The organism is Gordonia bronchialis DSM 43247 (assembly GCF_000024785.1).
In the GTDB taxonomy this organism is placed as follows: Bacteria; Actinomycetota; Actinomycetes; order Mycobacteriales; family Mycobacteriaceae; genus Gordonia; species Gordonia bronchialis.
In genome coordinates, this window is sequence record NC_013441.1 from 2,291,718 (window position 1) to 2,312,205 (window position 20,488).

General features: G+C 66.3%; 20 protein-coding genes, 2 pseudogenes and 1 other annotated feature. Of the genes and pseudogenes, 17 read left to right on the forward strand and 5 right to left on the reverse strand.

Annotated elements, in window-relative coordinates:
- A complete protein-coding gene (gene truB, locus GBRO_RS10705; RefSeq protein ID WP_012833964.1) occupies window positions 1–900 on the forward strand; it encodes a tRNA pseudouridine(55) synthase TruB in 900 nt (299 codons plus the stop codon).
- Window positions 901–939: 39 nt separating this feature from the next.
- Here truB and GBRO_RS10710 read toward each other — a convergent pair whose 3' ends face one another.
- Together GBRO_RS10710 and GBRO_RS10715 are read right to left on the reverse strand one after the other, a co-directional pair.
- The gene (locus GBRO_RS10710; RefSeq protein WP_012833965.1) at window positions 940–1,230 is read right to left on the reverse strand and encodes a YiaA/YiaB family inner membrane protein; all 291 of its coding nucleotides are present in this window, start codon (window positions 1,228–1,230) and stop codon (window positions 940–942) included.
- Window positions 1,231–1,317: 87 nt separating this feature from the next.
- Window positions 1,318–2,040: a metal-dependent transcriptional regulator gene (locus GBRO_RS10715; RefSeq protein ID WP_012833966.1), complete on the reverse strand. Its 723-nt coding sequence runs from the start codon at window positions 2,038–2,040 to the stop codon at window positions 1,318–1,320.
- Window positions 2,041–2,217: 177 nt separating this feature from the next.
- On the opposite strand from GBRO_RS10715, the gene GBRO_RS10720 reads away from it, so the two are divergent.
- The 9 genes and pseudogenes from GBRO_RS10720 to GBRO_RS10765 all read left to right on the forward strand — a co-directional run.
- Window positions 2,218–3,183: a bifunctional riboflavin kinase/FAD synthetase gene (locus GBRO_RS10720; protein WP_083775688.1), complete on the forward strand. Its 966-nt coding sequence runs from the start codon at window positions 2,218–2,220 to the stop codon at window positions 3,181–3,183.
- Between the two features lie 41 nt (window positions 3,184–3,224).
- Window positions 3,225–3,815, forward strand: coding sequence for a hypothetical protein (locus GBRO_RS10725; protein ID WP_115311688.1), 591 nt, complete (start codon window positions 3,225–3,227; stop codon window positions 3,813–3,815).
- An 80-nt stretch (window positions 3,816–3,895) separates the two neighbouring features.
- Window positions 3,896–4,165: a 30S ribosomal protein S15 gene (gene rpsO, locus GBRO_RS10730; protein WP_012833969.1), complete on the forward strand. Its 270-nt coding sequence runs from the start codon at window positions 3,896–3,898 to the stop codon at window positions 4,163–4,165.
- Window positions 4,166–4,571: 406 nt separating this feature from the next.
- Complete coding sequence (locus GBRO_RS10735; protein ID WP_012833970.1) at window positions 4,572–6,851, forward strand: polyribonucleotide nucleotidyltransferase; 2,280 nt, start codon at window positions 4,572–4,574, stop codon at window positions 6,849–6,851.
- Between the two features lie 275 nt (window positions 6,852–7,126).
- Complete coding sequence (locus GBRO_RS10740) at window positions 7,127–8,599, forward strand: putative nucleotidyltransferase substrate binding domain-containing protein (protein ID WP_012833971.1); 1,473 nt, start codon at window positions 7,127–7,129, stop codon at window positions 8,597–8,599.
- 6 nt (window positions 8,600–8,605) lie between these two features.
- Complete coding sequence (locus GBRO_RS10745; RefSeq protein WP_012833972.1) at window positions 8,606–9,376, forward strand: NRDE family protein; 771 nt, start codon at window positions 8,606–8,608, stop codon at window positions 9,374–9,376.
- A 235-nt stretch (window positions 9,377–9,611) separates the two neighbouring features.
- Window positions 9,612–10,658, forward strand: a pseudogene (locus GBRO_RS10750) (DUF222 domain-containing protein); the annotation flags it as partial.
- A gap of 52 nt (window positions 10,659–10,710) precedes the next feature.
- Window positions 10,711–11,963 (forward strand): IS3 family transposase gene (locus GBRO_RS10760; protein ID WP_085948627.1). Its coding sequence is split into 2 segments (ribosomal slippage): window positions 10,711–11,005 and window positions 11,005–11,963, totalling 1,254 coding nucleotides; the frame shifts between segments, so codons are not numbered across the junction.
- Window positions 10,995–11,126: a sequence feature (AL1L pseudoknot), on the forward strand. Its footprint overlaps the gene before it by 132 nt.
- Window positions 11,964–11,991: 28 nt before the next feature.
- Window positions 11,992–12,600, forward strand: a pseudogene (locus GBRO_RS10765) (HNH endonuclease signature motif containing protein); the annotation flags it as partial.
- 170 nt (window positions 12,601–12,770) lie between these two features.
- Here GBRO_RS10765 and ald read toward each other — a convergent pair.
- Entirely contained in the window at window positions 12,771–13,880 is a 1,110-nt protein-coding gene (gene ald, locus GBRO_RS10770; protein WP_012833973.1) for an alanine dehydrogenase, read from the reverse strand.
- 171 nt (window positions 13,881–14,051) lie between these two features.
- On the opposite strand from ald, the gene GBRO_RS10775 reads away from it, so the two are divergent.
- The 4 genes from GBRO_RS10775 (at window position 14,052) to GBRO_RS10790 (ending at window position 16,335) form a co-directional block, all read left to right on the forward strand.
- Complete coding sequence (locus GBRO_RS10775; RefSeq protein ID WP_012833974.1) at window positions 14,052–14,525, forward strand: Lrp/AsnC family transcriptional regulator; 474 nt, start codon at window positions 14,052–14,054, stop codon at window positions 14,523–14,525.
- Window positions 14,526–14,623: 98 nt separating this feature from the next.
- Complete coding sequence (dapB, locus tag GBRO_RS10780; RefSeq protein WP_012833975.1) at window positions 14,624–15,373, forward strand: 4-hydroxy-tetrahydrodipicolinate reductase; 750 nt, start codon at window positions 14,624–14,626, stop codon at window positions 15,371–15,373.
- 3 nt (window positions 15,374–15,376) lie between these two features.
- Window positions 15,377–15,886 (forward strand): membrane protein, encoded by a 510-nt coding sequence (locus GBRO_RS10785; protein ID WP_012833976.1) that lies wholly within the window; start codon window positions 15,377–15,379, stop codon window positions 15,884–15,886.
- Window positions 15,883–16,335, forward strand: coding sequence for a flavodoxin family protein (locus tag GBRO_RS10790; protein WP_012833977.1), 453 nt, complete (start codon window positions 15,883–15,885; stop codon window positions 16,333–16,335). Before GBRO_RS10785 ends, GBRO_RS10790 begins: the two co-directional genes overlap by 4 nt.
- Before the next feature lie 15 nt (window positions 16,336–16,350).
- Here the strand turns inward: GBRO_RS10790 and GBRO_RS10795 are convergent, their stop codons facing one another.
- Window positions 16,351–16,707 (reverse strand): HNH endonuclease, encoded by a 357-nt coding sequence (locus tag GBRO_RS10795; protein WP_041920415.1) that lies wholly within the window; start codon window positions 16,705–16,707, stop codon window positions 16,351–16,353.
- A 116-nt stretch (window positions 16,708–16,823) separates the two neighbouring features.
- Between GBRO_RS10795 and GBRO_RS10800 the strand changes: the two genes are divergently transcribed.
- From GBRO_RS10800 to GBRO_RS10810, 3 genes are read left to right on the forward strand one after another with little or no spacing between them, the layout of a single operon-like run.
- The gene (locus GBRO_RS10800; protein ID WP_041919851.1) at window positions 16,824–17,657 is read left to right on the forward strand and encodes a thymidylate synthase; all 834 of its coding nucleotides are present in this window, start codon (window positions 16,824–16,826) and stop codon (window positions 17,655–17,657) included.
- Between the two features lie 2 nt (window positions 17,658–17,659).
- Complete coding sequence (locus GBRO_RS10805; RefSeq protein ID WP_012833980.1) at window positions 17,660–18,166, forward strand: dihydrofolate reductase; 507 nt, start codon at window positions 17,660–17,662, stop codon at window positions 18,164–18,166.
- Window positions 18,167–18,194: 28 nt separating this feature from the next.
- Window positions 18,195–19,412 (forward strand): winged helix-turn-helix domain-containing protein, encoded by a 1,218-nt coding sequence (locus tag GBRO_RS10810; protein WP_012833981.1) that lies wholly within the window; start codon window positions 18,195–18,197, stop codon window positions 19,410–19,412.
- 5 nt (window positions 19,413–19,417) lie between these two features.
- Here the strand turns inward: GBRO_RS10810 and GBRO_RS10815 are convergent, their stop codons facing one another.
- On the reverse strand, window positions 19,418–20,434 hold the full coding sequence (locus GBRO_RS10815) for an NADP-dependent oxidoreductase (protein ID WP_012833982.1): 1,017 nt from the start codon (window positions 20,432–20,434) through the stop codon (window positions 19,418–19,420).
- Window positions 20,435–20,488: the final 54 nt, after the last annotated feature.

Here is a 20,488-nt window from a genome sequence, read left to right on the forward strand (position 1 = left end):
ATGGCCGATTCGTCCATCGAGAACGCCGGTCTGCTCATCGTGGACAAGCAAGCCGGTATCACGAGCCACGACGTCGTCTCACGATGCCGCAAGATCTTCAACACCCGCCGGGTCGGTCACGCCGGCACCCTCGACCCGATGGCCACCGGCGTCCTCGTGATCGGAATCGAGAGGGCCACAAAACTGTTGGGGCTGCTGTCGCTGACCACCAAGTCGTATGAAGCGACCATTCGGCTGGGTGCGGCGACCACCACCGACGACCTTGAGGGCGAGATCATCGCGAGCGCCGACGCGTCGGCGGTCACCGACGAACAGATCCATTCGGTGGTCGCCGGCCTGACCGGTGACATCGAGCAGGTACCCGCCAAGGTGAGTGCCATCAAGGTCGATGGTCGCCGCGCACACGCTCTGGTGCGCACGGGTGCTGAGTTCGATCTTGCCGCCCGGCCGGTCACCGTGCGGCGATTCGACGTCGTCGACACCCGCCGCGACGGGCACTTCGTCGACCTCGACGTGGTGGTGGACTGTTCGGCTGGGACCTACATCCGTTCGCTCGCACGCGATCTCGGAGCCGAGCTGGGTGTGGGTGGGCACCTCACGGCGTTGCGTCGCACAGCCGTCGGGCCGTTCACCCTCGAGCACGCCCTGACCCTCGACGAGGTCCGGGAACGCCCGCACGTGAGCCTCGACATCGACGAGGCGGTGAAGATCTCCTTCCCGCACCGCGACATCGACGACGACGAGGCCGAGTCGATCAGTCAGGGACGCTGGCTCGACCCGATCGGGATGAAGGGGATCTACATGGTCGTCGACCCCGCTCAGCGGGCCATTGCGCTGGTACAGGAGAAGGGCCGCCGGGCGAGTTCGGTGATGGTGGTACGCCCGGCGACCCTGCGGTGATACCGCGCGGGGGATCCCGCGCGCGTCGTTTTCAGCTCGTCAGGCGACCTTGTTGAACGGATCGTGCTCGGCCATGAGCTTGTCCACGCGGGCCTCGTCGATACGCGCACGGACCGTGGTCTGTTCCTGACGATCTCGCACCACCTTCGCGAGCGTGAACGTACTCGACGTCAGGAACAACAAGGTGATGCCGAGGAATCCGCGCTGCCACGCGTCGATGGGCAGGTAGAGGATCCCGATGATCGCAGTGCCCAGGCTGACGCCGAAGGCGATCGCGGCCTGGATGAAATAGGCGACGGTGGTGGGGGACTGGGGAATCTCAGCTGTCATGCCGATCACTCTCGCCCGTCACCGGAAACCGCACATGGGTGGATCCACGCACGGCCGCTGCGTAATGGCGCTTGCCGCACCGACGACCTATCGCGGGTCGGCGAGGTAGATGGCGCGGGCCGCGATGTCGCCCAGATCGATCGACGGGTTCCCGTCGACCGAGATCGAGATGGTCCCGGCAAACGGGCGCTTCTCGGCGACCCTCACCTCGCAGTCCAGTGCCACGCCCACCTCGTCGAAGTATCGGAGCATTTCTGGGTCGTCGTCGGAAATCCTTGCCACCCTGCCGGATTCGCCGGAGTCCAAATCGGAGAGGAGTCGTAGGTCGGGGCTGGGAACCGAACCGTCGAGCGCCGGGATGGGGTCGCCGTGCGGATCCCGGTCGGGATGGCCGAGTTTCGCGTCGAGACGTGCCATCAGACGGTCGGATACCGCGTGTTCGAGGATTTCGGCCTCGTCGTGCACCTCGTCCCACCCGTAGCCGAGTTCACGCACCAGGAAGGTCTCGAGCAGCCGGTGGCGTCGAACCATCAGGATGGCGGCGGTGCGACCTTCTTCGGTGAGCGAGACCGCGCCGTACTTTTCATGCGACACCAGGCCCTGATCGGCGAGTTTGCGGATCGCCTCCGACGCGGTCGACGGTGAGACGGCGAGCTTTTCGGCCAGCATCTTGGTGGTCACCTTGACGTCGGCCCATTCCTGCGTCGTCCAGATCACTTTCAGGTAGTCCTGGGTGACCGAGGTGAGCTCGGTCACGGGTCGCACGGTGCCGGCCGAGGCCGTGATCGACGACGTGCGGGATTGCGGCATGTGTTGACTCTATCGTCCCGGCCGGGGCCTGGCCCGCTGCTGTCCCTCCGGTGGCGCGCGGTGGGGAGCGAACCATGGGTGCGCGACCGACGAGTCGGTGACGTCGCGGAGAACTGTTCGCCAACCGCGCCGGGCCGACGGTGGTTTGCGGCGCGTCGTGGTCGTAGGCTGGTGCGCGTGTTGCGATGGCGAGGTCTCGACGACATCCCGGCGGACTGGGGACGATGCGTGGTCACCATCGGCGTCTTCGATGGTGTCCATCGCGGTCACGCCCAGTTGATCAGTGCGGCCACGTCGGCTGCCCGGGAACGTGGCGTGCCGTCGGTGCTGATGACCTTCGATCCGCATCCGGCAGAAGTGGTCCGGCCGGGGTCGCATCCGCCGCAATTGACCACGCTGACCCGGCGCGCCGAACTCGCCGAGGAACTCGGCATCGACGTGTTCTGCGTGATGCCGTTCACGCCCGCGCTGGCCGCTCGATCGCCCAAGGACTTTGCCCACGACGTCCTCGTGGAGAGCCTGCACGCTGCCGACGTGGTGGTCGGCTCCAACTTCACCTTCGGCAAGAAGGCGGCCGGTGACGTCGCGAAACTGCGTGAGCTCGGCGGCAAATTCGGCTTCGAGGTGCAGGACGTGTCGCTGTTTGGAGAGCACGCGGTCACCTTCAGCTCCACCTACATTCGCTCGTGCGTGGCCGCCGGCGACGTCGAACTCGCTGCCGAGGCTCTCGGGCGGCCGCACCGCGTCGAGGGTGTGGTGGTTCGTGGCGACGGTCGTGGTCGCGAATTGGGTTATCCGACAGCCAATGTCGCACCGCCCATGCATGCGGCGATACCGGCCGACGGTGTGTATGCCGCCTGGTTCACCGTCCTGGGCGCCGGGCCCGTCGTGGGGCAGGTGGAGCCGGGGGAGCGTTATCAGGCGGCCGTCTCGGTGGGCACCAACCCGACCTTTTCCGGCCGCACCCGCACCGTCGAGGCGTTCGTCCTCGACACGAGCGCCGACCTCTATGGCCAGCACGTCGCCGTCGACTTCGTCGGGCGCATCCGCGCCATGGAGAACTTCAGCAGCGTCGACGCACTCCTCGACGCCATGGCCGCCGACGTGGAGAAGGCGCGGGCCATTCTGTCGGCCGAACAGTGAGGGCGCCGAGGTCGGCTCCGGCGCAGATCGCGACGGGCGTCGTGACCGTCGTACTCGGAATCGCAGCGGTGATCGCGAGCACCCTGGAATGGGTCGATCTGTCCGAGATCGGTCTGGCACCGCTGAATCCCTCGGGTATCGGGGTCGACTACTCGACGTTCGGTCTGACATTCGGGCTGGGGTGGTTCACCATCGGGCTCGGTTGTCTCCTGGCCTGCGCGGGGGTTCTGATGGCCGTCGGCCTGCGGTGGGCCGGCCATCTGGTTATCGGATGTGGGGTGGCGATCCTGTGCATCGCCATCGCTGTGTGTCTTCGTCCGCTGCGATTGACGTGGCGTGTCGCGCAGCTCGGAGCCGAGTCCGCGACGGACGGCTCCTACGGTGCACCCTCGACGGCGATCTATGCGCTTCTGGTGACCGGGGGATTGGCGCTGGTTGCCGGTGCCGTGTCGGTGTCGCTGCCCCGACGCACATCGAAGCGGCCGTTCGTGGCGCCGGCAGCGGCGATCGTGGCGGGGCTGGTGGTCGGGGTGATCGCTGTTGCCGTGGTGGGGTGGTGGAACGGACGTCCGTTGTCCTACACCCCGCTGGGCGGGCTGAGCGATTTGGCCGCCCTTCCGGGCCGCTGGTAGCCTGGTCAATCGGCGTTGCTGCAGTCCGCGGCGGCACGCCCGAGTTGCGAACGCGGCACTGAGAAGTTCAGGAGAACACCATGGCATTGACTGCTGCCGAGAAGAAGGAAATCCTCACCGAGTACGGCCTCCACGAGACCGACACCGGTTCCCCCGAGGCCCAGGTCGCGCTGCTGACCAAGCGCATCACCGACCTGACCGAGCACCTCAAGCAGCACAAGCACGATCACCACAGCCGGCGCGGTCTGCTGCTGCTCGTCGGCCGTCGTCGTCGCCTGCTGAAGTACGTCGCGAAGGTCGACATCAACCGCTACCGCTCGCTCATCGAGCGCCTCGGGCTGCGTCGCTGACGTCGTCTCCGACATCGCGTTCTACCCACCGGCCACGTCGCCCCGGATCACCCGGGCAACGTGGCCGGTGGTGTTTGTCCAGAAGCACGGGTGCGCGATGATAAACTGACAGACGGATCGTTGCCATGGGAGTCCCGACGGATGTGACGACGAGCCAGATCGGTCCTCGGTAGTGGCCGCCGGAACCCGCACGGTGTTCCGGCCGCTTCGATCGAAGGCCGTCTGAGCATTTCACTCCGGTCGTCGAATCTCATTGCTCGTTCTGGGCTGGTCATCGTCGTGCGCCAGGCGCGCGATAGCCGACGTCGTCGGTTGTGGCCTGCCCATATCCACATAACCCGGCTGCATGGTGCAGCCATGATCGCGGCTGCACCGTGCGGCCGCCACGAAGGGATCACCACCCCACATGACAGATGTGACCACCACCGAAGGCCTCGACGACTACGACGAGGCCATCACCGAGGCGACCGCCGTCATCGACAACGGCAGCTTCGGCACCCGCACCATCCGTTTCGAGACGGGCCGTCTGGCCCTGCAGGCCGCCGGATCGGTGACCGCCTACCTCGACGACGAGAACATGTTGCTCTCGACCACCGCAGCGTCGAAGCACCCCAAGGAGCATTTCGACTTCTTCCCGCTCACCGTGGACGTCGAGGAGCGGATGTACGCCGCCGGACGCATCCCCGGATCGTTCTTCCGCCGTGAGGGACGCCCGTCGACCGACGCCATCCTCACCTGCCGCCTGATCGACCGTCCGCTGCGCCCGTCCTTCGTCGACGGCCTGCGCAACGAGATCCAGGTCGTGGTGACGGTGATGAGCCTCAACCCCAACGACCTCTACGACGTCGTCGCCATCAACGCGGCGTCGGCCTCCACGCAGCTCGCGGGCCTGCCGTTCTCCGGCCCGGTCGGCGGTGTGCGCGTGGCGCTCATCCCCACCGAGGAGAACAAGGCCGGCCAGTGGGTCGCGTTCCCGACTGTCGAGCAGCTCGAAGGCGCAGTCTTCGACATGGTCGTCGCGGGTCGCATCGTCTCCGGCGAGGGGGATGCCGCTGACGTCGCGATCATGATGGTCGAGGCCGAGGCCACCGACAAGGTCCTCGAGATCATCGCCGGCGGCGCGCAGGCGCCGACCGAGGCCATCGTCGCCGAAGGTCTCGAGGCCGCCAAGCCGTTCATCGCCCGCCTGTGTGAGGCCCAGAAGTCGCTGGCTGCGGCCGCGGCCAAGGAGACCGGCGAGTTCCCGCTGTTCCCGCCGTATGCCTCCGACGCCTACGACGCCGTCGAGGCCGCCGCGAAGGATCGGCTCTCGGAGATCCTGACGATCCCCGGCAAGCAGGAGCGCGACGAGAAGACCGACGAGCTCAAGGACGACATCCTCGCCCAGCTCGGCGAGCAGTTCGAAGGACGCGAGAAGGAGATCGGTGCGGCTTACCGTTCGGTCACCAAAAAGCTTGTGCGCCAGCGCATTCTGACCGATCACTTCCGCATCGACGGTCGCGGCATCACCGACATCCGGTCGCTGTCGGCCGAGGTCGCGGTCATCCCACGCGCCCACGGCAGCGCCCTGTTCGAGCGCGGCGAGACCCAGATCCTGGGCGTCACCACCCTCGACATGGTCAAGATGGCCCAGCAGATCGACTCACTCGGGCCGGAGACCTCCAAGCGCTACATGCACCACTACAACTTCCCGCCGTATTCGACCGGTGAGACCGGCCGGGTGGGCTCGCCCAAGCGTCGCGAGATCGGTCACGGCGCGCTCGCCGAGCGTGCCCTGGTTCCGGTGTTGCCGAGCGTCGAGGAGTTCCCGTACGCAATCCGCCAGGTGTCGGAGGCACTCAGCTCCAACGGCTCGACCTCGATGGGTTCGGTCTGCGCGTCGACCATGTCGCTGCTGAATGCCGGTGTGCCGCTGAAGGCCCCGGTCGCCGGTATCGCCATGGGACTGGTCTCCGACACTGTCGACGGGGAAACCCGCTATGTGGCGCTGACCGACATCCTCGGTGCGGAGGACGCTTTCGGCGACATGGACTTCAAGGTCGCCGGCACCAAGGACTTCGTCACCGCGCTGCAGCTCGACACCAAGCTCGACGGTATTCCGTCGCAGGTGCTCGCGGGTGCGCTCAGCCAGGCCAAGGACGCCCGGCTGACCATCCTCGACGTGATGGCCGAGGCCATCGACGAGCCCGACGAGATGAGCCCGTACGCGCCGCGGATCACCACCGTGAAGATCCCGATGGACAAGATCGGTGAGCTGATCGGGCCCAAGGGCAAGACGATCAACGGCATCACCGAGGACACCGGCGCCAACATCTCCATCGAGGACGACGGCACCGTGTTCGTCGGCGCCACCGATGGACCGTCGGCGCAGGCGGCGATTGATCGCATCAACGCGATCGCCAACCCGCAGCTGCCCAAGGTGGGCGAGCGTTTCCTGGGCACAATCGTCAAGACGACCGCCTTCGGTGCGTTCGTGTCGCTGCTCCCGGGTCGCGACGGCCTGGTGCACATCTCCAAGCTCGGTAAGGGCAAGCGCATCAACAAGGTCGAAGACGTGGTGAACGTCGGCTCCAAGCTCCGCGTGGAGATCGCCGACATCGACGACCGCGGCAAGATCAGCCTGGTGCCGGTCGACGACGACGCCGCGGCCGAGGCTCAGGCGGAGGCTGCCACCGCCGACGCCTGATCGGCAGCGTCAACAGACAGCGGCCCGCCATCCGATTCCCGGATGGCGGGCCGCTGTCGTTTGTCCTACTTGATGAGGATCCCAGAACGGTCTCTAGGGGGCGGTCAGGTGAAATCCCCTGTGGCTGTTGAACGGTGATGTTGTCGGGTTGGAATGCCCACGGGTGGGGAGAGTTCCTGGTCTCGGCAACGTCGGTTGGGCGGCGGACGGGACGCTGTCGGCGGAAGGGACCGAGCGAGACGACCGAGTCGAAGGTCCGGATAGGATCGGAGATCATGAGCGGCCCGGACAAGACGGACAAGTTGACGGTGCCCCTCCGGCGTGACAGCGCCGATGCCGTCGACGGAACGGTCGCCGACCTCATCCATACCGCGCCTGTCGTCGGCCGGGTCGGTATGACCGTTCGCGAAGCCGCAGCGCTGATGACCGACCGCGAACAGGACTATCTCGTGGTCCCACTCGCCGACGGGCAGCACGCGGTGCTCACCGATGCCGACATCCGCGCCCGGGTGGTGGCGGCCGGCCGCGGCACGGACACACCGGTCACCGACGTTCTCACCGGCCCTGCCTACGTCCTCCACCGGGCAACTCCGGCAGTCGAGGCGCTGACCGAGTTGCTCGAGCGCAACCTGACGGTGATCCCCGTCGTCGCCGACGGCGAGGTGATCGGTGTGGTGGCTCCCGCCGACTTCGTGTCGGTACCGGTAGGAACAGGCATGGCACTGCGGGGGCAGATCGTCGGTGCGGCAACGGATTCGGAGTTGACGAAGCATGGTCGACGCATCCCCGCGCTGATCGCCGATCTCGTTCGACGTGGTCGTCCGGTCCACGAGATCACCCGCACGCATTCGCTTCTCAACGATGCGGTGGTGAAGCGCGGTCTGGACCTGGTGGTCGCCGAGCACCCCGAAGTTGATGGTGAACGGATCACCTGGCTATCGCTCGGCAGCAACGCGAGGCGTGAACCGGTCCTGAGTTCCGACGTCGATTCCGCTGTCTCGCTGGCTGATTCGGTACCCGACGAGGAGGTGCCAGCGTATCGTCGGGCGTTCGCGGGCCTCGACGAGATGTTGCGTGGCGCGGGTATGCGCATCGACACCAACGGTGCGCTGGCGTCGATGCCCCTGTTCTGTCGCACCCATGCGCGATGGCGGGCGGCGGCACACCAATGGATCGACGATCCGTTGGAGAACAAGGGGATGATCTTCACGTCGCTCATGCTGGACGCCCGGGCGATCTGGGGCCGGCCGGGAACCGGCGGGGCAGGGGAGATGCTCGCGGACCTGCGGTCCCATCCGCGGACACTGAGCCTGCTGTTATCCGAGTCGCTGGCCACTCGGGCGCGGGTGAGGTCGATACGGGACGTGGTGACCCGCAACGACATCGTCGACATCAAACATCAGGCGCTGACGCCGCTGGTGAACATCGCGCGCTGGGCAGCGCTGAGCGTCGGTGCAGCGGAGGTGGACACCCGCTCGCGCCTGCGGGCGGCGTCGGGAAGCGAGATGATGTCCGATGATCAGGCGAGCACGCTCATCGAGGTCTTCGACGTATTGCAGCGCGTTCGGCTGACCTATCAGGTGGCGCAGTTCGATCGCGGCGAGGAGATCACCGATGAGGTCTCCATGAAGAGGCTCTCGCCGCTGGATCGCAGTCTCGTGGGGCAGGCGGTTCGCGAGGTGGCCGGTGCCCAGCGGCGTCTGGCAAATCTCAAGCAGTACGTCCCCGTCGCCGATCAGAACGGTTGATATCGCATGTGCCTCATCCTGTTCGCGTGGAACTCCCACCCGCGATACCGGCTCGTGGTGGCGGCCAACCGTGACGAGTTCCATCGTCGGCGGACGCGCGCGTTGTCCCGATGGTCCGACGACCCGGTCATCGCCGGGCGTGATGTATTGGCCGGTGGAACCTGGATGGGAGTGCACGCCGGCGCCCTTAACCGCGTCGCGATGGTGACCAATGTTCGTGAGGGCATTGCCCAACGCTCGGGCGTGCGATCACGCGGTGCGCTGCCCGTCGACTTTCTGCTCGGCGGTCAATCACCGGAAGAGTTCGCGCGCCGGGCCGCAGCCGACGCGGGGGACTTCGATCCCGTCAATCTGCTCGTCGCCGACAGTGGGTCGATGTGGTGGATGACCAACCGCCCGCAGCCGACGGCACAACGCGTCACCGATGGCGTGCACGGCTTGTCCAACGGAGCCCTCGACAGCGACTGGCCCAAGGTCACCGACGGGTCCGAACGAATGGCGCAGCTGGTATCCGCCGACGCGGGCGCAGGCTCGAGCGTCGAACCCTACCTGGATCTGCTCGCCGATCAGCACCGGCCGGCGGCCGACCGTCTTCCGGACACCGGAGTGTCCGCAGCCTTCGAAGCCGACCTCTCACCGATCTTCGTGAACATGCCGGGATACGGTACACGGGCGTCGACGGTGCTCCGCGTCGGCTATGACGGCCACGGCGAGATCACCGAACGTCGGTATGGATGGCGAGGGCGACGCCGCGGAACCACGACGATCCGCTTCTGACCGTCTCCCTACGCCGGCTGACGTGACCCCTCCCGCCGGCTGACGTGACCCCTACGCCGGCTGAGGTGCGAGGAGCGCTAGCGACGAGCCTCGAAGCCCCTCGTGACACACCCAATCCACGCAACCACCACCCTGAGAGCACTCGAAGAAATCAGGGGTTGCACAACTCGACAAACCCGCCTAACATCGAATACACGTTCGACGAACACCAGTTCGACACCAGGGGGGTGACCAGATGAGCGTCCAGGCCCAACCACAGTCACCGGCCGCTGAGCTGGTCGCACAGCTGCATGCCCTGACCGACCGACTTCAGGCCGTCGACCTCGCCGTCTGCTCCGACGAGGAACTGGTCGAGGTCGCCGCCGCCCATGAACGTGCGATCACCCGCCTGACCTTTGCCGGGGATCGTCAGTTGGTGGAGATCACCGAGCGTGATCTGCCCCGCCAGATGGGGTTTCGGTCGGTGCCCAATTTCTTCAACCAGCGTCTGCGGATCTCGAATCCGCAGCGCCGCCGCACCCAGTTGGCCGCGACGGCCTCGATGCGGCAACTCACGGGTGATAGCTGTGAGCCGAAGTTCCCGGTGCTGGCCGAGGCGTTCGCCGCTGGGGCGGTCGGGACCGGGCACATCACCACGGTGTTGAGTGTGCTGGACCAGATTCCCGCGGCTGTGCCCTACGACAAGCGTGTTGCCGCCGAACGGCAGATGGTCGACATCGCCACCGAGTTCACGCCCGACGAGATCGGCACCGCCGGTCAGCGTTTGTTGGGGCATCTCGACCCCGATGGCACCCTGACCGATGAGACCGATCGGGCGCGGCGGCGCGGGATCTGGATCGGTAAGACCCGCGCGGATGGCACCGCGCACCTGTCGGGGACGGTGACTCCGGAATTGGCGGCGCGGCTGTCGATGATGATGGCCGTGTTCGGTCAACCCGGGTTGAACAATCCCGACGACCCCGACGCGCCGGCCGGTGCGCATGAACACGCTGATGCCGACCAGCTTGCCGAGGCGGTGCAACGCGACCTGCGCACCCCCACCCAACGCAACCACGACGCCCTGAATGCGGCACTGGAAGCCATGTTTGCCGACGGGACGTTGGGTACCTCGCATCGTGGTCTGCCGGTGCAGCTGATCATCAAAGCCGACCTGTCGGACCTGATCGCCGAGGCCGGGTTCGGGGTGAGCGCCACCAACACGCTGCTGCCCATGGCTGATGTCATCCGGTTGGCGGCGCAGGCCCAGCCGTGGTTGGCCGTGTTCGAGGACTCGACGCCGGTCTGAACCGTCCTGGGTCTGGTGGAGACCGTGATCTCACCAGGAGAATGCTGTTATGGGAGCACCACGGAAGTTTGACCAGGAGACGCGTGAGCGTGCCGTGCGGATGTATCAGGATCGGCTCGGCGAGGTGGGCGGGTCGAAGTCGGCGGCGCGCCGGCATGTCGCCGAGATGCTCGATATCAATCAGGCGACGCTGCGTAACTGGATCGAGAAGGACACGCCGGTGGTCTCCTCGGGGGTGAGTACGACCAGTGGGGAGTTGGATGCCCAGGTGCGTGAGCTGCGTCGTGAGAATTCCGAATTGCGCAGAGCCAATGAGATTTTGAAGACGGCGTCGGCGTTTTTCGCCGCGGCGGAGATCGACCGCCGACTTCGTTGATCGTCGAGTACATCGACGATCACAGGGACAGGTTCGGGGTCGATCCGATCTGCCGGGTACTCACCGAGTACGGAATGCAGATTGCCCCATCCACCTACTATGCCCACAAGCAGCGTGGCCTGGTCTCGGCAGCGATGCTCGAGGAGGCCTACGCCGCTCATGCCGTCTACCAGCAGTTCGAGAAGAACCGCGGTGTGTACGGGGTGCGCAAGATGTATCACACGATGTGGCGCGCCGGTCACGTGATGGGTCGTGATCAGGTCGGCCGGCTGATGGGGATCTGCGGCATCTCCGGTGCTGTACGCGGCAGCCATCGCACCACCACGACCCACCGAGACGATAGGGCGCCACGATTCCCTGATCATGTTGAACGACAATGGGATACACCGACACATCCGGATCAGTGGTGGGTGGCCGACTTCACGTATGTGTGGACATTGGCGGGGTTTGTCTACGTCGCGTTCCTCGTGGATGTGTTTTCGCGACGCATCCTCGGGTGGCGAGTCATGGCGAGCAAGCACACACCGTTGGTGACGAGTGTTGTCGAGCAAGCGTTGTTCGCCCGCCGCCGATCCGGATTCGACTTCACCGCAACCGGTTTGGTTCATCACAGCGATGCGGGCAGTCAGTACACATCGTTGGCATTCACCGCTGCGCTGACCGAGGCCAACATCACCGGATCCATAGGATCGGTCGGCGATGCGCTCGACAACGCGCTCATGGAGTCGGCGATCGGCTTGTACAAGACCGAACTGATCGACACCGGCCGCGCCTGGAAGGACCGCGGCGAGGTCGAACGAGAGACCGCCGCCTACGTGCACTGGTTCAACGCCGAGAGGCTGCACTCCTCCCTGGGCTACTGCTCACCCGTCGAGTACGAGACGCGCTATCGTGACAGCGTCGCCTCCGTGGCGGAGGTGGCCTGAACCAGGTCTCTATCCGATCCAGGACGGTTCAGTCCCGTTGTTTTTCGGGAAAGGCAAACGGTTTGCCACCCAAGCCCAGCGCATGGTGAACTTCGCGCGCCCCGACGGGCATGTGTGCTCGGCCCACGGTTGTGATCAGGCGGCGGCATATCTGGAAATGCATCACGCCCAACTGGATTGGGCCGATGGCGGACTCACCGATATCGTGGACATGACCGGGGCGTGTCCGAAACACAATCGGATGGTGGGCCCCAATCCCGGGCAGTACACCACCCGCATGATCGGTGATGGGCCCGACCACGGCCGGTGTGGGTGGCGCCTGAACACTCGCCCCGGGGCACCCCCGAATCCGGAACGGGTCAATCGCGGGCCCGACATCGCCGCCGGCTACCGCCGCCACCTGGAACAGGTGCGGGCCGAGATCTACGGCCCACCTGGCGATGACCCACGCCCCGGCACTGATGACACCACCGGGAGCATCGTCGGGCCGTCGGCCCTGCCTGCCGATCGGGCTGCGATCGACGCGCAGGTTCGCGAACTGGCCCGCCTCCAACTCCGCCAGACCATCAACCCCGATTCCGTCGTCGAGAACCGGCTCGCCGGGCTCCTCACCAACCACCTCGGACTGCACAACTAACTGTGCGTGCGGTGGCGCTACCAACCGGCCGGCTGAGGTGCGAGCTTGCGAGCCTCGAAGCCCCTGCCGCGCTGATGATGTCATTCTCACCAGGCCCTTCGAGGCCCACCGCCTGCGCTCCGGGCGCCTCAGGGAGCGGGGGGTGGCTTTGCGTGTCCACTCTGGGTGGGTCAGAAGGGGGAGGATGAGGCAACCGGAAGATCCAGTGCTGCACCGACTTCCGGGCTGAATAGTTCTCCGCGGTGAGTGCTGAGTCCGGCTGCCAGTGCCGGGTCGGTGGCGCACGCGTTCGCCCAACCCGTGTCGGCGATGCGGAGTACATAGGGGAGAGTGGCGCCGGTCAGCGCCTGCGTCGACGTGCGTGCCACGGTTCCCGGCATGTTGGCGACACAGTAGAAGACGGTGTCGTGGACGGTGAACGTCGGGTCATCGTGGGTGGTGGGACGGGAATCCTCGAAACAGCCGCCCTGGTCGATGGCGATGTCAACCAGCACCGCACCCGACTTCATCTGTGCCACCAGCGAATTGGGGACCAGAACCGGTGCTTTGGCGCCGGGCACGAGGACCGCGCCGATCACCAGGTCGGCCTGGACCACGGCCTCGGACAGCGCCAATGCGGTGCTGTAGCGGGTGTGCACGCGGCCACCGAAGCGGGCGTCGATAGCGCGGAGTTTGGCTATGTCGAGGTCGAACACGGTGACCTGAGCGCCCATGCCGACGGCAATCGTCGCGGCATTGACCCCGCTGACACCGCCGCCGATGATGACGACCTCCGCCGGCTCGGTGCCGGGGACGCCGCCCATCAGGACACCGCGCCCGCCGGCCGAACGCATCAGATGGTAGGCGCCCACCTGCGGTGCGAGACGTCCGGCGACCTCACTCATCGGTGCGAGCAACGGCAGCGATCCGTCGGGGGTGCGTACCGTCTCGTAGGCGATCGCCGTGGTGCCCGAGGCCAGCAGCGCTTGCGTGCACTCTCGGCCGGCAGCCAGATGCAGGTAGGTGAACAGGACCTGGTCCTCGCGCATCAGGGCGTATTCGGGCTCGATCGGCTCCTTCACCTTCAGGAGCAGATCCGCCTGCTCCCACACCTCCGTCGCCGTACCGAGGATCTGGGCGCCCGCGGCCTTGTAGTCGTTGTCGTCGATGGCCGACCCGTCGCCCGCACCCGCCTGCACGATGACGTCGTGTCCGTGGCGGTGCAACTCGGCGACACCGGCCGGTGTGGCCGCGACCCGGCACTCGTTGTTCTTGATCTCGGTGGGGATTCCGACGCGCATGGTGGGCTCCGATCATCGTGGCGTGGTGCGGTTGAGCCGCAGTGGCGCTCGTCACTGAACGTATTTCCAGCGTGAAGGAACATCGAATCTGACACAATGGGGCTGTCGAGAATTCTCCGATATGCGAAAATGTCTGAAGAATAGTCAGTAGCGAGGGGCGTCGAAGTCACCATGCCGAAGGATATTCGCCCCGTCGAACTCGACACCACCGATCGAGAACTGCTCCGACTGCTCCAGGGCGATGCCCGGATGACCAACAACGAGTTGGCCCAACGAGTCGGCATCGCACCGTCCACCTGTCACGGACGTGTCCGCAGGCTGATCGACACCGGCGTGATCCGCGGATTCTTCGCCGACGTCGATCCCGCCGCCGTCGGGCGCCCGCTACGCGCCATGGTGGCGGTCAGCCTGCAATCCGATGCTCGCGGTCAGATCCGGCGTTTCGTGGGCGAGATCGCGGCCCACGACGAGGTGATCGACGTCTTCTTTCTCGCCGGCACCGACGATTACCTCCTGCATGTCGCGACCGCTGACACCGAGACCCTGCGCCAGTTTGTCGAGATGCTCAACGGTCGTCGGGAGGTGGCCGGCACCACCACGTCGCTCGTCTTCGACCATCGCCGCGGCGGGGCGCCGATCTTCTGATCGAGCGGGCTCGCGATCCGCCCCCGTGGCGCCGGAAGATACGCCCTAGACTCGACACCTGATGCGGCCGGAGGTTCGAGAAGCGACGAGAGGGTGACATGAGCGGAATCAAGGTGGGCGTGCTCGGGAGCGCGGGCAAGGTGGGCCAGGCGATCGTCGCCGCGGTCGAGGCCGCCGACGATCTGACCTACACCGTCGGCGTCGACAAGGGCGACGCGTTGGAGTTCCTCACCGACACCGACACTCAGGTCGTCGTCGACTTCACCCACCCCGACGTGGTGATGGACAACCTGAAGTTCCTCATCGGCAACGGGATTCATGCCGTGGTGGGTACCACGGGCTTCACCGACGAACGCCTGGACACCGTGCGCGGATGGCTCGCCGATAGTCCCGGGACCGGGGTGCTGATCGCGCCGAATTTCGCGATCGGCGCGGTGTTGTCCATGAAGTTCGCGGCGCAGGCGGCGCGCTTCTATGACTCCGTCGAAGTGATCGAACTGCACCATCCGCACAAGGCGGATGCCCCGTCGGGCACCGCCTATCGCACGGCGGCGCTGGTCGCGCAGGCGCGCGCCGCCGCCGGCGTCGGGCCCAGCCCCGACGCGACGAGTGAGGAACTCGACGGCGCTCGCGGAGCGACGGTCGACGGCGTGCGCGTGCACTCGGTGCGCCTGGCGGGGCTGGTGGCCCACCAGGAGGTGTTGCTCGGTACCGAGGGCGAGACCCTCACCATTCGGCACGATTCGCTCGACCGGTCGTCGTTCGCGCCCGGCGTCCTGCTCGGTGTGCGGGAGATCGCGTCGCGTCCCGGTTTGACGGTCGGTCTCGAAGAACTGATGGATCTGTAGCCGGTGGCGCGAGAGTTGAAGGGCGACAAGGGTCCCCACGCACGTGATGCCCGTCCGATCGTGTGGACGATCGGATTGCTCGTGGTAGCGCTGGTGGTCTACTTCGTCTTGCTCGGTTGGCGCGGCATCGGCCTCATCATGACGGGCAGCGCCGCCGGGATCGGTCTGGGTCTCGGCATGATCGTGCTGCCGATCATCGGGGCCTGGCTGGTGTATGCGACGCTGCGCGCCGGCATCGAACACCAGAGACTCGCCGCGATCATGGCCGACGAGGGTCGTGAGCTCGACGTGTCGTCGTTGCCGCGCCGTCCGTCCGGCCGGATCGAGCGCGACGCCGCCGACGAGCTGTTCGCGCAGGTGAAGGCCGAGTGGGAGGCCGACCCTTCGGACTGGCACAACACCTACCGGATCGCCCGCGCCTATGACTACGCGGGTGACCGCAGCAGGGCTCGCGCCATGATGAAACGTGCTGTCGCGCAGTACCGAGGTGAGGACGCGGTCGAGGAGTCATGAGCACGCTGTTGATCGTCCACCATACCCCGTCGCCGTACTGTCAGGCGATGTTCGAGGCGGTGATCTCCGGTGCGACCGACCCGGAGATCGAGGGGGTCGACGTGGTGCGGCGCGCGGCGTTGTCGGTGTCGGCGTCGGACTTCCTTGATGCGGACGGCTACGTACTCGGCAGCCCGGCCAATCTCGGCTACATCTCCGGCGCGCTCAAACACGCCTTCGACGTCTGCTACTACCAGATACTCGACTCCACGCGAGGCCGCCCGTTCGGGCTGTACCTGCACGGCAACGAGGGGACCGAAGGTGCCGAGCGTGCCGTCGACGCGATCACCACAGGTCTCGGCTGGTCGAAAGCGGCCGAATACATCACGGTTTCCGGTAAGCCGGAGAAGAGTGACCTCGAAAGGTGTTGGGAACTCGGGGCGACGGTGGCCGCACAGTTGATGGCGTGACAAGCGGCCGGACCGCTATCCACCCGCCACCTCCGCGAGCAATTGCGCAATCTCGAGCTGCCGCACCAGGAATGCGCGCTCGTCGAGCTTTTTGCGGCGCAGCCACGTGGTGACCTCGGTGTTGCATTTGCTGGCGTTGCAGGAGCCGCAGCACGGCACCACATTCGCCAGCGTGTAGCTCCCGCCGCGGGAGATCGCGAGCATGCAGTCGCGCTGCAGGGAGCCGTCGGCGCGACCGCAGTACGCGCACCCGTCCCACGCCGACTTCAGTGCGGACCATTGCGCATCGGTGAGGTCGTTGTCCCGCGCGGCGAGGCGCAGGCGACGGCGACGGGCATACCGGTTGGCGCGGGTACGGCTGCGGGGCGGCACGCCGGGGATGATACCCACGATTCACTCGAACCCCACGCGTCACACGCTGCTCGCTCGGTCGCCGAGCAGGGTGAGTCGACGCTGCCCAGTGGCCGATCACCCCTACACTGGGCAGCGTGAGTACGGCTATCCGCGACATGTCAGCGACCGGGACGATCCCGACTCCGTACGAGGACCTTCTGGCGTTGGTCCTGGAGACCGGCACCCCCAAGGACGACCGCACCGGGACGGGAACGCGCAGCCTCTTCGGGCATCAGTTGCGTTATGACCTCGCTGCCGGATTCCCGCTCATCACCACCAAGAAGGTGCACCTCAAGTCGATCATCTACGAACTGCTGTGGTTCCTGCGCGGCGACTCCAACGTGCGCTGGCTGCAGGAACGCGGCGTCACCATCTGGGATGAATGGGCCGACGACAACGGGGAGCTCGGGCCCGTGTACGGCGTGCAGTGGCGCAGCTGGCCGACGCCGTCGGGGGAGCACATCGATCAGATCGCAGGCGCACTCCGCCTCCTGCGGACCGACCCCGACTCCCGCCGCAACATCGTCTCGGCCTGGAATGTCGGCGAGATCCCGCAGATGGCACTGCCGCCCTGCCACGCGTTCTTCCAGTTCTACGTCGCCGACGGCAAGCTCTCGTGTCAGCTCTATCAGCGCAGTGCCGACCTGTTTCTCGGGGTGCCGTTCAACATCGCCTCCTACGCACTGCTCACCCACATGATGGCGCAGCAGGCGGGACTCGGCGTCGGCGAGTTCGTGTGGACCGGCGGTGACTGCCATATCTACGACAACCACGTCGACCAGGTGCGCCTGCAGCTCTCGCGAGATCCATATCCGTATCCGAAACTCGAACTCCGCCATCGCGATTCGATCTTCGGCTACGAGTTCGACGACATCGCAGTGGTGGACTACCGGTCGCACCCGCCGATCAAGGCTCCGGTGGCGGTATAGCCATGCCGCGCAGCATCGTGCTCGTCTGGGCCCAGGACCGTGCGGGCGCAATCGGACGGGCCAACACCATTCCGTGGCACGTCCCTGAAGACATGGCCCGGTTCCGCCAGATCACCGGCACCGATCCGGTGGTCATGGGTCGACGAACGTGGGAGTCCCTGCCCGATCGCTTCCGGCCGCTACCGCGACGACGCAACATCGTCGTCACCCGTTCGGTGGGCTTCGTCGCCGACGGCGCCGAGGTGGTGCACTCCGTCGATGCGGCCGTGGCCCTCCCCGATGAGCGTCTGGTCGTCATCGGTGGCGGCGAGATCTATTCGGCTGTCATGGAATCGGCGACCCACCTGAAAGTGACCGAGCTCGATCTGCTGGTGCCCGAGGCGGATGCCTTTGCACCCGAGGTCGACGAATATGTGTGGGAAGTGGAGAACGCCGGCGACTGGGAGATGTCCAGTGGCGGAGTCCGTTACCGGTTTGTCGACTACCGCAGGCACCGGGCTGCGCCATGACCACTGAACGTATGGCTGCTGAACGGCAATGACCCCGCAACGCCTATCGCCGGCCGCGGCGCGTCGAATCGCGCTGGCTGCACAGGGATTCGCCGATCGTCGCCCCTCGGGCGTGCCCACCGCGGCGCACCTGGCCCGGGTGATCGGACGGCAGAAACTCATCCAGATGGACTCGGTCAACATCGTTGCTCGTGCGCACTACCTGCCGATGTTCAGCCGCGTGGGTCCCTACGACACGGCCATACTGCACCGGGCCGCGTGGGGGACCCCCAGGGGCCGCCGACTCGTGGAGTACTGGGCGCATGAGGCCGCGTTGATCCCGGTGGCGGACTGGCCCCTGTTCCGCTGGCGTATGCAGGAATTCGCCGACGGCCGATACCGCTACACGCGAGAGGTCATGCGGCGCAACCGGACCCTCGCCGAAGACGTCCGAGGCGTGATCGCCGACAATGGGGCGAGTACACCCCGAGCCATCGAGGAATCGCTCGGAATCACGCGCGAGCCCGGGCGCGCCGGCAGTTGGTGGCAACGCGGCGAGGTCAAGCATGTGTGCGAGGCGATGTTCGCAGCCGGTGATCTCGCCGCGGTCCGTAACGACAACTTCGTCCGGCACTACGATCTGACCGCCCGGGTGGTCGGGGAGGATCTCGTCGGTGCGCTGGTGGATAGGGCAGAAGCCCACCGCGAGTTGACCATTCGTGCCGCGGAGGCGCTCGGAGTGGCGACGGTCGCCGATCTCGCCGACTACTACCGACTCAAGCCGGCCGAGGTCCGGCCGGTCGTCGCCGATCTCGTCGCCGACGGCATATTGCTTCCGGTCGCCGTCGACGGTTGGCGCGACGAGGCCTTTCTGCACGCGACGGCGCGGACCCCGCGTCGGGTGAGCATCGGCGCGATCCTGTCCCCGTTCGACCCGCTGGTGTTCTTCCGTCCGCGGGCCGAGCGTCTCTTCGGCTTTCGGTACCGCATCGAAATCTATGTACCCCAACACAAACGGGTACACGGCTATTACGTGTTGCCCTATCTGCTCGGTACCGACATCGCTGCACGTGTCGACCTCAAGGCCGACCGCAAGGCCGGTGTCCTGCAGGTGCTCGGCTCGTATCTGGAACCGGGACAGCAGGGCACCGAGGTTGCCGAGCGACTGGCCGCCGACCTACGGTCGATGGCCGACTGGCTCGGCCTCGAGCGGGTGCAGGTGGGCCGCCGCGGCGACTTCGCGTCGACCCTTCGCTCGGCGGTCTGACCGGCTCACCTCTGCGTGCGCACGACCATCTTGCCGCGATTGACACCGCGCATCAGTCCGAGGAACGCATCCACCGCGTTCTCCACGCCGTCGACGACGGTCTCGTCGTGGACGACGCTTCCGTCGGTGAGCCATCCGCCCATCTCGCGGTTGAACTCCGCCGTCTGATCGAGGTAGTTGCCGACGGTGAAGCCGGTCAGGGTGAGCCCGCGAGTGACGATGTTGGTCATGTTGGTCGGCCCGGGGGTACGAGAGGTGTTGTTGTACTGGGCGATTGCGCCACACAGCGTGGCCCGCCCGCCGTCGTTGAAGGAATCGAGGGCGGCTTCGAGGTGATCGCCGCCCACGTTGTCGAAGTAGACGTCGATGCCGTCGGGTGCGGCGTCGCGGAGCTGAGTGCGCACCGGACCGTCCTTGTAATTGAAGGCGGCGTCGAAGCCGTACCGCTCGGTGAGCAGTGCGACCTTCTCGGCGCTGCCCGCCGAACCGATGACGCGCGAAGCGCCCTTGCGTCGGGCGATCTGACCGACCGCAGTGCCCACGGCGCCGGCGGCGCCGGACACGAAGACGGTGTCGCCGGGTTGCATGGCGGCGACGGTCAGCAGGCCGACATAGGCGGTGAGACCGGTCATCCCGAGCATGCCCAGGTAAACCGATGACGCCATGCCCTCCGGGGGTTCGGGCAGGAGGCGAAAGTCGGACGCTTCGCCCTGGGCGATGTCACGCCAGCCGAACTGGTGCAGAACCAGGCTGCCCACCGGAAGGGCGTCCACGGTGGAGGTGACGACCCGGCCGACCGCACCGCCGGTCATCGTCGCACCCAGCGCGAACGGCGGGATGTAGCTGCGGGTGTCGATCATCCGGCCCCGCATGTACGGATCGACCGAGATGAACTCGTTGGCCACCCGCACCTGTCCCGGTGCGAGTTGGTCGAGTTCGACGTCGACGGTGCGGAAGTCGTCCTGCGTGGGCCAGCCGTGCGGGCGATTGACGAGTTGAATCTGGGTGCTGACGTCGGACATCGGTGTCCACCTTTCGGTCGGTTGTCGGATAGAGCTGTCGATGTGCTGTGCGGC

Bases quoted from the DNA above. Each gene is read 5' to 3' on its own strand.
- truB (WP_012833964.1), top strand. From the start codon at position 1: ATGGCCGATTCGTCCATCGAGAACGCCGGTCTGCTCATCGTGGACAAG.
- GBRO_RS10710 (WP_012833965.1), bottom strand. From the start codon at position 1,230: ATGACAGCTGAGATTCCCCAGTCCCCCACCACCGTCGCCTATTTCATC.
- GBRO_RS10715 (WP_012833966.1), bottom strand. From the start codon at position 2,040: ATGCCGCAATCCCGCACGTCGTCGATCACGGCCTCGGCCGGCACCGTG.
- rpsO (WP_012833969.1), top strand. From the start codon at position 3,896: ATGGCATTGACTGCTGCCGAGAAGAAGGAAATCCTCACCGAGTACGGC.
- GBRO_RS10735 (WP_012833970.1), top strand. From the start codon at position 4,572: ATGACAGATGTGACCACCACCGAAGGCCTCGACGACTACGACGAGGCC.
- GBRO_RS10740 (WP_012833971.1), top strand. From the start codon at position 7,127: ATGAGCGGCCCGGACAAGACGGACAAGTTGACGGTGCCCCTCCGGCGT.
- GBRO_RS10745 (WP_012833972.1), top strand. From the start codon at position 8,606: ATGTGCCTCATCCTGTTCGCGTGGAACTCCCACCCGCGATACCGGCTC.
- ald (WP_012833973.1), bottom strand. From the start codon at position 13,880: ATGCGCGTCGGAATCCCCACCGAGATCAAGAACAACGAGTGCCGGGTC.
- GBRO_RS10775 (WP_012833974.1), top strand. From the start codon at position 14,052: ATGCCGAAGGATATTCGCCCCGTCGAACTCGACACCACCGATCGAGAA.
- dapB (WP_012833975.1), top strand. From the start codon at position 14,624: ATGAGCGGAATCAAGGTGGGCGTGCTCGGGAGCGCGGGCAAGGTGGGC.
- GBRO_RS10790 (WP_012833977.1), top strand. From the start codon at position 15,883: ATGAGCACGCTGTTGATCGTCCACCATACCCCGTCGCCGTACTGTCAG.
- GBRO_RS10805 (WP_012833980.1), top strand. From the start codon at position 17,660: ATGCCGCGCAGCATCGTGCTCGTCTGGGCCCAGGACCGTGCGGGCGCA.
- GBRO_RS10810 (WP_012833981.1), top strand. From the start codon at position 18,195: ATGACCCCGCAACGCCTATCGCCGGCCGCGGCGCGTCGAATCGCGCTG.
- GBRO_RS10815 (WP_012833982.1), bottom strand. From the start codon at position 20,434: ATGTCCGACGTCAGCACCCAGATTCAACTCGTCAATCGCCCGCACGGC.